The following is a 12707-nucleotide window of genomic DNA, read 5'->3' on the forward strand; positions in this document are numbered from 1 at the left end:
ATGACGCAGAAACTATAACCTACCTACCTTCACGACTTCGTCCTTGTGAAAGAAGGGGGATTATGAATATCAAACTTTAAGACCACCATCTACCATTTCTAGCTTGCGGTCGGCAAGGTTGGCTAGGTGTTCGTTGTGGGTTACAATCACGAAAGTTTGCCCAAGTTCATTACGAAGTTTAAAAAACAATTGGTGTAAGTCTTCGGCATTGCGCGAATCAAGGTTGCCACTTGGCTCATCGGCAAACACAATAGCAGGATTGTTGATAAGAGCACGCGCCACGGCCACGCGCTGCTGCTCCCCTCCAGATAGCTGAGAAGGCAAATGACTTAGCCGTTCTTTCAAACCTAGCATTTCGAGCAATTCTTGGGCTCTTTTGGTAATTGTCGAGCCTTTTCCTCCAATAAACCCCGGCATACACACATTTTCGAGGGCCGTAAATTCGGGCAGTAAATGATGAAACTGAAATACAAACCCAATCTCCTCATTACGAAAAGCCGCCAAATCTTTTTCTTTCAAACCAAAAACATCTGTCCCCTTGATGATTACTTTTCCCGAATCAGGATTGTCGAGTGTGCCCAAAATATGCAATAACGTGCTTTTTCCAGCCCCTGACGCTCCCACGATAGTCACCAATTCGCCTTGGGTTATTTCTAAATCAATTCCTTTCAAAACGGATAGGGTTCCGTATTTTCTTACTATTTGGTGGGCTTGTAGCATAGAGACTTCTTTTGGATTTGGGACGACAAAGATTAGAAAACTTCCTAACTTAGACAAAAGCAATGGGAGTACTTTTCTCCAATATTTTGTTGTTACTATTGCAGGTTCTTCGTTTTTTGCGCATACTTGCCGTCTTCTAAAAATCAACCAATGGCTAAAGTAAAAACTGCTTATTTCTGTCAAAATTGTGGTCATCAGGCTACTAAGTGGCTCGGTCGCTGTCCTTCCTGTGGCGAATGGAATACCCTCGTAGAGGAAGTTTTGGAAAAAGAAGACAAAAAAGGCCCCTTAGGACAATGGAAATCGGTGAGTTTGGCGGCCAAACCCAAAGCCATTGCCGACATCAAATATGAGGAAGAGCCGCGCATTGTTACTACTGATGGCGAGCTCAATCGCGTATTGGGAGGTGGAATCGTGCAAGGGTCGTTGGTGCTGATTGGAGGAGAGCCAGGCATCGGCAAATCGACCTTGATGCTTCAAATCGCCCTCACGCTCAAGCAACGCGTACTGTACGTATCGGGCGAAGAAAGCGAGCAACAAATCAAAATGCGCGCCGAACGCATCACTTCCAACAATCAAAATTGTTTTATCCTGACCGAAACCAGTACCGACAATATCTTCCGACAAATGGAAGAATTTGACCCCGATGTACTCATTATTGATTCTATTCAGACCATGCAATCTTCTCTGATTGAATCAGGCGCGGGGAGCGTGTCGCAAGTACGGCAGTGCGCTGCCGAACTCATGAAATACGCCAAAGAAAGTGGTGTACCTGTGTTTATGATTGGGCACATCACCAAAGACGGTAACCTCGCCGGTCCCAAAACCCTCGAACACATGGTAGACACCGTCCTGCAATTTGAAGGCGACCGGCATACTACTTACCGGATATTACGCACCACCAAAAACCGCTTTGGAAGTACTTCTGAACTAGGGATTTATGAAATGCTTGGTTCTGGCTTACGCCAAGTCACCAACCCCTCCGAAATCCTAATTTCGCAGCGCGAAGAACAGCTCAGTGGCATTACCATTGGCTCCATGCTCGAAGGTAATCGCCCTTTGATGATTGAGATACAATCGCTAGTGAGTGTCGCCAATTATGGTACACCCCAACGCAGCAGTACGGGCTTCGACAACAAACGCCTCCAAATGCTACTTGCAGTTTTGGAAAAACGCGGCGGCTTTCGACTCGGCACCCAAGACGTATTCTTAAATGTAGCGGGTGGCTTACGCGTGGAAGACCCCGCCATAGACCTCGCCGTCGTGACCTCCATTGCTTCTTCTTACGAAGATGCGTTCATTGCACCATCGGTTTGTTTTGCGGGAGAGGTGGGTTTGGGAGGTGAAGTACGCGCCGTCAATCGTATTGAAGGGCGCATCGCCGAAGCCGAAAAATTAGGCTTCAAAAAAATCTATATTTCCAAATACAACACCAAAGGGCTTATTTTCAAAAACTACAATATCCAAATCATTCCCGTCGCCAAATTAGACGAAGTTTTTGGGGATTTGTTGAGGTAAGAAAAACATGAACCTAATTCCAAGATAAGCTTGGAAATTCTATTGTTTTCAATAGTACATATTTTCAGAAATCTATTCCACTAGCCTCACATAACATATTTTTCGTACCTTTGTACCACAAAACTTCCCCAAAATCATGTAGGAGCCAATTTCTTTCAGGACTTTCAAAAACAACACCCCAATGAAGGGTTTTTGTTATTCTTCAATCCTCAAAGAAAGAAATCATGATTTTTTTACAGCATATTTCCTATATACATCCCAACAAAGATTTGTTGTTTGACAACATTAATCTAACGGTCAACAATCAACAAAAAATCGCCTTAATCGGCCATAATGGTACAGGTAAATCTACACTGCTCAAAATCATAGCCAGAGAGCTAACGCCCTCAGGTGGTCATTTGAAAGTAGAAAGCACACCCTATTATATTCCCCAAATCTTTGGGCAATACAATCATTTGACGATTGCACAGGCTTTACACATCGACCAAAAACTCAATGCCTTATGCGAAATCCTGAATGGAAACGTAACAGAAGACTACCTGAACTTGCTAGCCGACGATTGGGGCATTGAAGAACGCACCCAAGCCGCCCTCCACGAATGGCAACTTGATGATTTGGATTGGAATCAGAAAATGGAAACACTCAGTGGAGGGCAAAAAACGAAGGTCTTTCTTGCTGGTATTTCTATTCACCAGCCTGAACTGATTTTGATGGACGAACCTAGTAATCATTTAGATACCACAGGAAGGCAGCAATTGTATGAATGGCTGCAATCTACTTCAAGTACAGTAGTAATAGTAAGCCACGACCGGCAGTTGTTGAATCTCTTGGAGACAGTTTGTGAACTAAGCAAACGAGGAATCACTGTGTTTGGAGGCAATTATGATTTTTATGTCGAACAAAAGCAAGTTGAAATTGAGACATTGAATCAGGATATTCACAGCAAAGAAAAAACACTCCGCAAAGCCAAAGAGAAGGAACGTGAAACCTTGGAGCGACAGCAAAAATTGGACGCTCGTGGCAAGAAAAAACAAGAAAATGCGGGAATAGCCCGCATCATGATGAATACCTTGCGCAACAATGCCGAAAACAGTACGGCCAAAATCAAGAGTGTTCATTCAGAAAAAATCAGTGGCATTTCAGAACAACTACACGAATTGCGTAACAACCTACCTGACCTCGACAAAATGAAGTTTGGTTTCGACAATTCAGCTTTACACAAAGGGAAAATTTTGCTCACCGCCACCAATATCAACTTTGGTTATACAATTCAGTCTTTATGGAAAGAAAACTTGAACTTCCAAATCAAAAGCGGAGAGCGTATAGCTCTCAAAGGACTTAATGGCTCTGGTAAAACTACTTTGATAAGACTTATTCTGGGCGACTTACAACCATGCAGAGGTCTTCTCCAGCGTGCAGAAATCAAATCAGTTTATATTGACCAAGATTACTCGCTGATTGACCGACAACTCACCGTGTACCAACAGGCCCAAAAGTATAATATCATGACCTTACAGGAGCACGAACTCAAAATTCGACTCAATCGTTTTTTGTTTTCCAAAGAAAAATGGGATAAGCCTTGCTCCACCTTGAGCGGAGGTGAAAGCATGCGTTTGATGCTTTGTTGTCTTACTATTCAAAGTCAAGCCCCAGATATCATTATTTTAGACGAGCCTACCAACAATTTAGACCTGCAAAATATCGGCATCTTGACGGCAGCAATCAACGAATACCAAGGTACATTGATAGTAGTATCGCATGATGAACGTTTTTTGAAAGAAATCAATATTCAGCAAACCCTCCAACTCTAAGATGATACTAGCTTAACACACTTTTATGACTTCCATTTCAAGCAAAGCCCCTAATTTTTGGATTTTGGAACTGATATGCCCTATTCCAATCGCACAATGATGCGCCGGGCCGTGACTATTCCAATCATTCACAAATTTGCGGGCACCTTGCGGAAAACGATAACGACTATTGGTATTACCTATTTCCAAAATAGGACCAGATACCGACTCGCCTTCGGCCACTAGCAACATGAGTCCCCCACCCCTTCTTTCTACTACAGAGAGCAAGGTGACAGGGCCATTTTTCACGCTCATTTCTACCGAAACTCCTTCTCCTACCTTACCATGATATACTTTGAGGGGGCGTACTTTGGTTTTGCCCTGCGAAATCGCAATGTGCCCGGGACCATCATGCCCCATCAGTACCACATCATCCGCAAAATCCATGGCATAATACTCCGTAAACGAACCACCAGCGCCAAAGCTATCCATGATTTTCATGGCTTGGGCATTTTTGATTTCATACTCGCCCGCTACAGGAATCCCCTGCGCTGTCAGGAGTGAATTCCCCAGTATAATGGAGGCAATCGCTTCTTCATTTTCTAGATTTCCAGTGCCTTTATAATAGTAAGCTATCGAGCCGAGTTTATACTTCTTCACCAATCTATCCAATGCTACCGAAGTCACAGCAGCTTTCTCCAGCTCGGCCAATCCACAATCTGGTTGGATTTCAAAAACCTCCTCAAACAATTGAAGTCTGTCTGTGCATTCGTCGGGAGTTACCTCTTTTCGTAGTTGGGCGAGTTCTTCCACTTCCAAAAGCTCTATATGCCCACCAAAATGAGCATATTGCTGAGTCAAATCTGAGTAAATATCCAACATCCCACTATAATAATGCCCCATGCAGCCAAGGCGATTGTGAGCCATGATTTCTTTGACTTTTGCGGCTTCCACCCATTCTTTTACATCCTCCCAGCACTCAGGGTCATGGTGTAGCATTCCCGTTATTTGGTGAAATTTAATGCCTACTCGGTGAAAAACATTCGCAATTTCGGGAACGGGGCAAGCAGAACAATACGCCAACCACTCCCCTGTCATTTTTGTACGATTGGTCAAGGCGTTGAAACTCTTATAATCAATCGCTGCTTCAGGCGATAAGTTCAAAATGATTACTGGCACTTTGGCCCGCTGCACTACTGGAAGTACGGTGGAAGATAAGGCATAAGTAGTGACATACAGAAATATCAGACTCACATCGGCTTGTTTGAAAAGTTGCCCTGTTTCAAAAGCCTTATCGGGCGTGTCGACTAAGCCTGCGTTGACGATATAAGGATGAAAATCGGCTATTTTTTCTTCTACGACTGCCATATAGCCTTCTAGACGCTCTTTAAGGCCTTCAAATTGAGGCCAATAAGCATCTAATCCTATTCCAAAAAGTCCAATTTTAAGAAGAGAAGGAGAAGAATAATTTTTGATATTTTCCTCCTCTAAAGTAGCATTTTGCTTATACATCATAAGGGTGTTTAGGTTTCAAGTACGTTGAGATAAAAACCTCCTATACTTCAAAAATGGGTGGAGATACAGGCTTCGGTTAGAGTTTATATAGTAGTTTGCACACAATTTTCCTTTATTAGGAATATACACACCTTTATTAGCCGACAACCTTATCAATCTATGCAGATCAAAGTTTTCTTACAAACTGAAGAGGGCATTAATGTATGGCTAATCGTATCATTTTTTTACAAAAAAATAGGATTTTCCCCCGTCATTAAATGACTTTTTTGATTATTATATTGCATTTTTTGATATGAAGCTTTTTCGGAAATACTTCACTTTCGACTCTAATATTTCTGAGCAAAATTTAGGTATCAATATCCTGAATGTTGGTCATAATATTCATCCTGCTCATACACGCTATCCCGATGTTGAGCACCCTGATTCTTATTATTTTGAGTGGGAAAAAGGCCGTAGTCTCAAAGAATACCAAATCATATATATTTCGAAAGGAGAAGGAGACTTTGAAGCAGCCGACTTCCCCACGCAAACCATCGAAGCAGGCACTATTATTTTGCTTTATCCGGGCATTTGGCACCGATATCGACCCAAAGAAAACACCGGTTGGGAAGAATATTGGGTAGGTTTTTCTGGCTCGTATGCCCACTATCTTCTCGAACAAGAATGTTTTAACCCTCAAAGCCCAATTATCAAAGTTGGATTCAATGCAGCATTTTTAGAGACATTTTCGAAGCTCATTGAGGTAGTAGAAGTAAGGCAAGAGTCCTACCAAAAGCTTTCTTCTTTTCTGCTCATTCAGCTTTTGGGGATTGTATACGCATCGGTATTGATGTCGCATCAAAAATTGTCAAGAAAAGAAGAAATTATTGAAGAAATCAGGAAAGAAATTCACAAAAACTGGAACAAAGATATTGATTTTGAACAACTTGCGCAACGCTTCAACCTTAGTTATATTTGGTTTCGGAAAACCTTCAAAGAAGTATTAGGGACTTCGCCCAATCAGTATCATCTAAACCTCAAACTCCACAAAGCCGAGCAGCTCATTCACGAAAGTAATCTTACTTTGGCCGAAATCGCCTACCAATCTGGCTTTGAATCTGAGTTTTATTTTTCAAGAATTTTCAAGAAAAAAATGAACTACAACGCCTCCGATATACGTAGAAAAAAATAAGGTTTTACCACCTCATTCTGAATCCTATACCGTGGATTCCTTCAATTTTGATGTGGGGATCGTCGCAGAGATACTTTCTCAAGCGCGACATAAACACATCAAGGCTACGCCCCATAAAATAGTCATCGTCGCCCCAGATAGCTTTTAGTAAGTCTTCACGTTTGATGACTTGATTGGGACGGTCTACCAAATACCTCAAAACCTCCGCTTCTCGATAAGTCAAATCTTGGGTTTTGTTTTCAAATTGAAGCTGAAGTTTTTCAAAATTAAAAGTATAATTCCCAACTTTTACACCTGCTGCTACCCCATTGTTGGGAGATTTGGAGGTCAATTTTTGAGTCCGACGTAAAAAAACTTCAATTTTCAGGATAAGTTCTTCAATACTAAAGGGCTTTGTAAGATAATCGTCGGCCCCCAACCTAAGTCCGTGGATTTTGTCTTCTTGGAGCGAACGTGCCGTCAAAAACAATATAGGAACCTCTTCATCACGTTGCCTTATTTTTTGTGCCAAAGTAAATCCGTCCAAGTGAGGCAACATCACATCTAACACACATAAATCAAAATCTTGCTGGTTAAATACTTCCAATGCTTGTAATCCGTCGGTACAATGGACGATATCATAGTGGAGTTCAAGGTTGTCTTTGGTTACAAATCCCAAATTTGGGTCATCTTCGACGTATAAAATTCGCGGCATTGTCTAGTCAGTCTTAAGCGGGAGATTCATGTTGTAAACGCCAGCGGCAGTTACTTATTACCCTCTGTTTTTTTTAAGGGTATCAAAATAATAAATTCACTTCCTTTTCCAAGCTCACTTTTCAGCTTTAGTTTCCAATGGTGCGCTTTGGCGATTTGCTGCACATAGCTCAATCCAATCCCAAATCCTTTCACGTTATGAATGTTGCCCGTTGGAACCCGATAAAACTTTTTAAAGACTTTATCTTGATATTCGTTAGCAATTCCTATGCCATTATCTTTCACAGACACCATAAAAGTATGGTCAGTCGTAGATGTCGACAAGATGATATTGGGGTCTTTGGGAGTATATTTGAAAGCATTGTCAATTAGATTGCTGATAGCGTTTGACAAATGTATTCTATCAGCATAAATATAAGGTTCTTGGGCATTGAGCTTGAGCGTCAGGTTCTTTTCGTACTTATTGGCCAGCGAAGAAATAATCTGGTGTACATCCAACCACTCTACATTAAGTGGCAATGTATTTTTCTCGGCTTTGGCCATATTGAGCACCGTTTCTACCTGATTTTGAAGGCGTAGAGCTTCTTCTTTCAATATCTCAGTATATTTTTTGAGTCTTTCGGGCTGCTCTTTGATAGCCGGAGTATTGAGTACATCAGCCGCAATCCGAATCGTTGCAATCGGCGTTTGAAGCTCGTGAGTCATATTGTTGATAAAATCTCGCTGTACTTCGGTAAGTTGTTTTTGGCGGAGAATGACAAACAAAGCATAGCCAAAAAAGCCCACTGCAATCAGCACCAGCAGTGAAGACCACACCCACCCTCTCAAATCACTAATCACTGCGCCTTGTTGGTTGGGAAAACGTACCCCAAAATAGTAGGGATATTTATTGGATTTGAGCCAATTGGCGGTTTGAGTAGGGGCTTTACGGTCGTCACGGGTACTGAGTGATACTCCATAAAACATTTTATTGCTAGCACAATCATAAATCCCTACTTCAAAATCTGTCACCAAACTATGTTTCAAAAAACTAGCTTTTAGATAATGTTCTAAAATTCCGGGGTCAACCATAGAATTGGTATTCACTAAAAAATAGTTGGAAGAAAGCTGCTCGACGGGATTGTTGTGAAGCATCACCGAATTGAGGCGAGCCAACTGCTCCGCTACTTCCTGCAACGATACGTGAACCTGCTGATTGAACTGACGTTCTCGCATAGCCAAAGCTTTCCTCACCCAATAAATTTGAGTCAAAATGACTCCAATAATGGATAACGTTGATAAGATGACTAATAAACGAATGGTGGTTCTAGACATAAGTGCATCCGCACAATTTAGGTTGGAACTAGGTCTATTGGCAATATTAACCAAAAAACATATACGAAAATAGGACTGCGGTAGATTCTTACCAAGCGGTTAACAATCCATTAACAAAAGTTGAGTTTTCATTAACAAGCGTTTTCATAAGGTTGATCTACTTTTGACAAGTCAATCGATAACGTAAATATATGGTTCAATTTAAAAGACGTAGTAACATGAAAAAAGTAACTATCCTTTCTGTTTTATTTACATTTTTAGCTGTTTCGCTCGTGCTGGCACACGTATTAGCGCCTGCCTTTGGGTGGGCTGAGACCGAACATGATTTTGGTAAAATCAAACAAGGCAAACCCGTAACAGCCGAATTTAAGTTTACCAACAAGGGAGCGCATCCGCTCATTATCAATAAAGCCTATGGCTCCTGCGGTTGTACGGGTGTCGAGTATCCCAAAGAACCCATTATGCCGGGAGCTTCAGGCAATATCAAAGCTACTTTTAATGCTGCGAGCGTGGGGGCTTTTAATAAAACTGTAACGGTAGAATCCAACTCTGAAAGTGGTATCGTTACTTTAAATATTCACGGAGAAGTCGTTCTTTAAACTTTTTCTACAGCTATGAAAACGAAAGGGAGCACTCAAAAATGCTCCCTTTCATATTTTAGAATGCATGCCTTTTTTATTCTACATAATCTAAGTCTTTATGAAAAGTTTCTTCCATCCAAAAAAGCGAAGTATAAGCTATCGCAAAACACAATAAAGCCACAATTGCTCCCGCGCTTATCACCCCAAAACTGGGTTTGAGGTATTGATACAAAGGCAAGGTAATAAGCGTAGTAGCTCGTACAAAATTGGCGACGGTAGAAGTAGCCGTAGCACGCAGATTGGTCCCAAAGTTTTCGGCAGTAACGGTCAAAAACATAGCTATATACCCAATCGAAAAACCTAAATAGGCACAAGTCACATAAAATGCTTGAGCTTCTGTGATGCCTCCATAAAGGTAAAAAAGCACCCCCACTAAGGTCATGGTAGTCATGATTCCGATGGCCATTTTTCTAGATTTGAGCCACTGACTGAGCACTCCACTAAACATATCTCCTATGACTGTTCCTATAAAAACATACATCACACATCGCCCAGATACAATTTCTTCAGAAATCCCTAACGCTTTCCCAAACTCATTGCTAAAAGTAGCTAAAATGCCAATTACAAAATAGGTAGGAACTCCTACTCCAATGCAGCGCATGTATTTCCAAAAACGACCAGCATCTTTAAAAAAAGCCCACATACTTCCTCTTTGTATTCTTTGGACTTTGGCTTGTTCAAACATCCCCGACTCATACAAACGTACTCTCAATGCCAACAGCGCTAGCCCCAATCCTCCTCCGGCAAAATAAGTGGTACGCCAATCAAACCACGAGTTGGTAAGAAAAGCCACTACTGCCCCAAGTAGCCCTACACTCGCAACAATCGATGAGCCATAGCCTCGCAGGTGTTTGGGCAATATCTCGGATACCAATGTCAGGCCAGCGCCAAGCTCGCCCGCCAATCCCACGCCCGCCACAAATCTCAAAAATGCATACGTCGTGGGGGATTGAACAAAACCACAGGAAATATTAGCCACTGAATACATAATAATCGACCCAAACAATACTGAAAGGCGTCCTTTTTTGTCGGCTAATATCCCCCACACAATACCACCAATAAGTAATCCTGCTTGTTGCCAATTATAGATTTGACTTCCTAATATCGACACCTCTTCGGGATTTAACCCTAGGCCTTTGAGACTTGGTACGCGTACAATATTGAAGACAATCAAGTCATATACATCTACAAAATAGCCAAGGGCCGATACAATCACCGGAAGGCTCAACAAATGACTCAATGCCGAAGGTTCGGCAGCGGGGTTTTTCATAAAATAAAAAGCATTAAGGGTCGTCAGGAACGCAATTACGCAAAAAGACGTTTTCTGAAAAAATATTAACACTAAATATAAAGCTGAATCATTGTTTTTAAAGTCGCACTGATTCCCTTTTCATCGCTTCATGCTCGAAACTATCATCATATCAACTCTTTTTTTAGGTGCCTTAGGCTACGTTGGGAATCGCCTTCGTAAAGAACTCAGCCCCAAGAAATCGGGCTGCGGCAAAGGATGCGGATGTACAAAATAGTTTTAGAGTTTGCTCTTTGCCCTTATTTTTACGCGGATTTATTTCTTACAACATTCTGATGACCACAATCACCGTCATAGGGGGTGGCAGTTGGGCCACTGCTATCATTAAAATTCTTTCCGAAAACAACGTTCAGATTCGTTGGTGGCTCCGCGACCGCACCGCCGTCGAGCACATTCGTAAGCACCATTACAATCCCGACTATCTCCGCGACGTAAGATTGAGTCCGCGCAAAGTCAAAACATTCACCAAAATCACTGATGCTCTCAACGGAGCAGAGTATGTTATATTGGCGATTCCGGCGGCGTTTGTCCAAGAGCCACTCTCTTCGCTCACTGCCAAACACTTTGAAGGAAAGCGCCTTATCTCAGCTATCAAAGGCATGATTCCCGAAAAACATTGTTTAGTGACCGACTGGCTAGAGGAACGTTTTGAGGTACCAATTAGCCAAATCGCCGTTATAGCAGGCCCTTGTCATGCCGAAGAAGTAGCATTAGAAAAACAATCTTACCTCACCATTGCTTCTACCAACGAAGCCTGCGCCGCTCATTTTGCTGACCTTATGAAATGCCACTTCGTAATGGCGCGTCCATTAGTGGATTTGTACGGTGTAGAGTATGCCGCTGTCATGAAAAATATCGTAGCCTTGGCTTGCGGTATTAGTCATGGCCTGGGCTATGGCGACAATTTCCAAGCCGTACTTGTCTCCAATGCCATGCAGGAAATCAAACGATTTGTAGATGCCGTTGACCCTCGCCCGAGAGACTTGAGTGCTTCGGCTTATCTAGGAGATTTGCTGGTGACGGCTTATTCACAGTTTAGTCGTAACCGTACTTTTGGCAATATGATTGGACGCGGTTATAGTGTTCAATCTGCCCAAATGGAGATGAAAATGATAGCGGAGGGGTATTATGCCGTCAATAGTATTTTTGAAATGAACAAAAAATACAAAGTAGATATGCCTATTACAGAAGCTACTTACAAGATTTTGTACGAGCGCGAAAATCCTAGCACCGAAATAGGCAAATTAAAGCTACGACTCCAGTGAGTTTTTATGTTAAAAGGAAATCACCCCAAAAATCACCCTCGCTATTGTCTGCCATACTATGCCTTTTGTTTCAAAATAATAGAAATACGGCGCAGCCAAAAATACTCCTAAAGCTATTAAATATACCCGATTCTTCTTTTTTTGTTGTTTCCATTCATATAAGAAAATCAAGAGCAATAAAAAGGCAGAAGGTAAATACGAAACGGCAATGCTTTGTTCAAATGCTTGTACGCCAAGCCAGCGATAATCCAATCGCCCGAAAGCAGCCCAAAGTAAACCTAACGCATGAACAATCATGTAACTTTTGTGAATAGTACGCTGTGTACGATGGCGAATGGCCATGGTATATGACCAGACAAAACAGACGAATGCACTTATCGGGACAAATTGAAACGCCAATAAATCGACTTGCGGCACTTTGCCAACACCTTTTAAATACCCTTGGCGAATGGTTAAAATCATGATTAGTCCCAGAAAGGACACGTAAGCATACGAAAATTTCCCAATCAGTCGATGCAGTTTGTGTTGTCTAAATCGAATCAACAGTGGCTGGATAATCAGTACACTCATCCAAATCGTAATCGAAATGCCATGTAGGTGAGTAAGGGTAGAAATGCGAGAGTCAAATGTAGGAAAAAGCCCAAAGTAGGAACGATAAAAGCCATAAATGGCACAAATAAAAAAGAATATAAAAAGAAAACTAATGTTGCGATTTTTGCTGAGTGGCTCCATCTGTTACAGAATTTATAACGTACTGTCATACAAAATGAT

General features: G+C 41.8%; 12 protein-coding genes. 6 read left to right on the plus strand and 6 right to left on the minus strand.

Annotated elements, in window-relative coordinates; translation table 11 throughout:
* Positions 1-69: 69 nt before the first annotated feature.
* Entirely contained in the window at positions 70-720 is a 651-nt protein-coding gene (locus P1X15_RS08245) for an ABC transporter ATP-binding protein (RefSeq protein ID WP_277337673.1), read from the minus strand.
* 150 nt (positions 721-870) lie between these two features.
* On the opposite strand from P1X15_RS08245, the gene radA reads away from it, so the two are divergent.
* Positions 871-2238 carry a DNA repair protein RadA gene (radA, locus tag P1X15_RS08250; protein ID WP_277337674.1) on the plus strand — a complete coding sequence of 456 codons (1368 nt, stop codon included), beginning with the start codon at positions 871-873 and terminating at the stop codon, positions 2236-2238.
* Between the two features lie 224 nt (positions 2239-2462).
* Positions 2463-4049, plus strand: a complete 1587-nt coding sequence (locus tag P1X15_RS08255) for an ABC-F family ATP-binding cassette domain-containing protein (protein WP_277337675.1) — start codon at positions 2463-2465, stop codon at positions 4047-4049.
* Between the two features lie 12 nt (positions 4050-4061).
* Here the strand turns inward: P1X15_RS08255 and P1X15_RS08260 are convergent, their stop codons facing one another.
* Positions 4062-5543, minus strand: coding sequence for an arabinose isomerase (locus P1X15_RS08260; protein WP_277337676.1), 1482 nt, complete (start codon positions 5541-5543; stop codon positions 4062-4064).
* Positions 5544-5835: 292 nt separating this feature from the next.
* Here P1X15_RS08260 and P1X15_RS08265 point away from each other — a divergent pair, with 292 nt between their 5' ends.
* A complete protein-coding gene (locus P1X15_RS08265) occupies positions 5836-6714 on the plus strand; it encodes an AraC family transcriptional regulator (protein WP_277337677.1) in 879 nt (292 codons plus the stop codon).
* A 4-nt stretch (positions 6715-6718) separates the two neighbouring features.
* On the opposite strand, the gene P1X15_RS08270 is transcribed toward P1X15_RS08265, so the two are convergent.
* Both P1X15_RS08270 and P1X15_RS08275 read right to left on the minus strand, forming a co-directional pair.
* The gene (locus P1X15_RS08270; protein WP_277337678.1) at positions 6719-7408 is read right to left on the minus strand and encodes a response regulator transcription factor; all 690 of its coding nucleotides are present in this window, start codon (positions 7406-7408) and stop codon (positions 6719-6721) included.
* Between the two features lie 50 nt (positions 7409-7458).
* Positions 7459-8721 carry a sensor histidine kinase KdpD gene (locus P1X15_RS08275; RefSeq protein WP_277337679.1) on the minus strand — a complete coding sequence of 421 codons (1263 nt, stop codon included), beginning with the start codon at positions 8719-8721 and terminating at the stop codon, positions 7459-7461.
* A 218-nt stretch (positions 8722-8939) separates the two neighbouring features.
* Between P1X15_RS08275 and P1X15_RS08280 the strand changes: the two genes are divergently transcribed.
* Positions 8940-9320 (plus strand): DUF1573 domain-containing protein, encoded by a 381-nt coding sequence (locus P1X15_RS08280; RefSeq protein WP_277337680.1) that lies wholly within the window; start codon positions 8940-8942, stop codon positions 9318-9320.
* A gap of 76 nt (positions 9321-9396) precedes the next feature.
* On the opposite strand, the gene P1X15_RS08285 is transcribed toward P1X15_RS08280, so the two are convergent.
* The gene (locus P1X15_RS08285) at positions 9397-10632 is read right to left on the minus strand and encodes an MFS transporter (protein ID WP_277337681.1); all 1236 of its coding nucleotides are present in this window, start codon (positions 10630-10632) and stop codon (positions 9397-9399) included.
* A gap of 130 nt (positions 10633-10762) precedes the next feature.
* Between P1X15_RS08285 and P1X15_RS08290 the strand changes: the two genes are divergently transcribed.
* Together P1X15_RS08290 and P1X15_RS08295 are read left to right on the plus strand one after the other, a co-directional pair.
* Positions 10763-10888, plus strand: a complete 126-nt coding sequence (locus tag P1X15_RS08290) for a FeoB-associated Cys-rich membrane protein (protein ID WP_277337682.1) — start codon at positions 10763-10765, stop codon at positions 10886-10888.
* A gap of 58 nt (positions 10889-10946) precedes the next feature.
* Entirely contained in the window at positions 10947-11936 is a 990-nt protein-coding gene (locus tag P1X15_RS08295; RefSeq protein ID WP_277337683.1) for an NAD(P)H-dependent glycerol-3-phosphate dehydrogenase, read from the plus strand.
* Between the two features lie 9 nt (positions 11937-11945).
* Here P1X15_RS08295 and P1X15_RS08300 read toward each other — a convergent pair whose 3' ends face one another.
* Positions 11946-12668 (minus strand): hypothetical protein, encoded by a 723-nt coding sequence (locus tag P1X15_RS08300; RefSeq protein ID WP_277337684.1) that lies wholly within the window; start codon positions 12666-12668, stop codon positions 11946-11948.
* Positions 12669-12707 lie beyond the last annotated feature (39 nt).

Source organism: Runella sp. MFBS21 (assembly GCF_029433105.1).
Taxonomy (GTDB): Bacteria; Bacteroidota; Bacteroidia; order Cytophagales; family Spirosomataceae; genus Runella.

Excerpts from the sequence above, each read along its gene's own strand:
- P1X15_RS08285 (WP_277337681.1), bottom strand. The coding sequence starts at position 10,632 with ATGAAAAACCCCGCTGCCGAACCTTCGGCATTGAGTCATTTGTTGAGC.
- P1X15_RS08280 (WP_277337680.1), top strand. The coding sequence starts at position 8,940 with ATGAAAAAAGTAACTATCCTTTCTGTTTTATTTACATTTTTAGCTGTT.
- radA (WP_277337674.1), top strand. The coding sequence starts at position 871 with ATGGCTAAAGTAAAAACTGCTTATTTCTGTCAAAATTGTGGTCATCAG.
- P1X15_RS08290 (WP_277337682.1), top strand. The coding sequence starts at position 10,763 with ATGCTCGAAACTATCATCATATCAACTCTTTTTTTAGGTGCCTTAGGC.
- P1X15_RS08295 (WP_277337683.1), top strand. The coding sequence starts at position 10,947 with ATGACCACAATCACCGTCATAGGGGGTGGCAGTTGGGCCACTGCTATC.
- P1X15_RS08300 (WP_277337684.1), bottom strand. The coding sequence starts at position 12,668 with ATGGAGCCACTCAGCAAAAATCGCAACATTAGTTTTCTTTTTATATTC.
- P1X15_RS08245 (WP_277337673.1), bottom strand. The coding sequence starts at position 720 with ATGCTACAAGCCCACCAAATAGTAAGAAAATACGGAACCCTATCCGTT.
- P1X15_RS08270 (WP_277337678.1), bottom strand. The coding sequence starts at position 7,408 with ATGCCGCGAATTTTATACGTCGAAGATGACCCAAATTTGGGATTTGTA.
- P1X15_RS08275 (WP_277337679.1), bottom strand. The coding sequence starts at position 8,721 with ATGTCTAGAACCACCATTCGTTTATTAGTCATCTTATCAACGTTATCC.
- P1X15_RS08265 (WP_277337677.1), top strand. The coding sequence starts at position 5,836 with ATGAAGCTTTTTCGGAAATACTTCACTTTCGACTCTAATATTTCTGAG.
- P1X15_RS08260 (WP_277337676.1), bottom strand. The coding sequence starts at position 5,543 with ATGATGTATAAGCAAAATGCTACTTTAGAGGAGGAAAATATCAAAAAT.
- P1X15_RS08255 (WP_277337675.1), top strand. The coding sequence starts at position 2,463 with ATGATTTTTTTACAGCATATTTCCTATATACATCCCAACAAAGATTTG.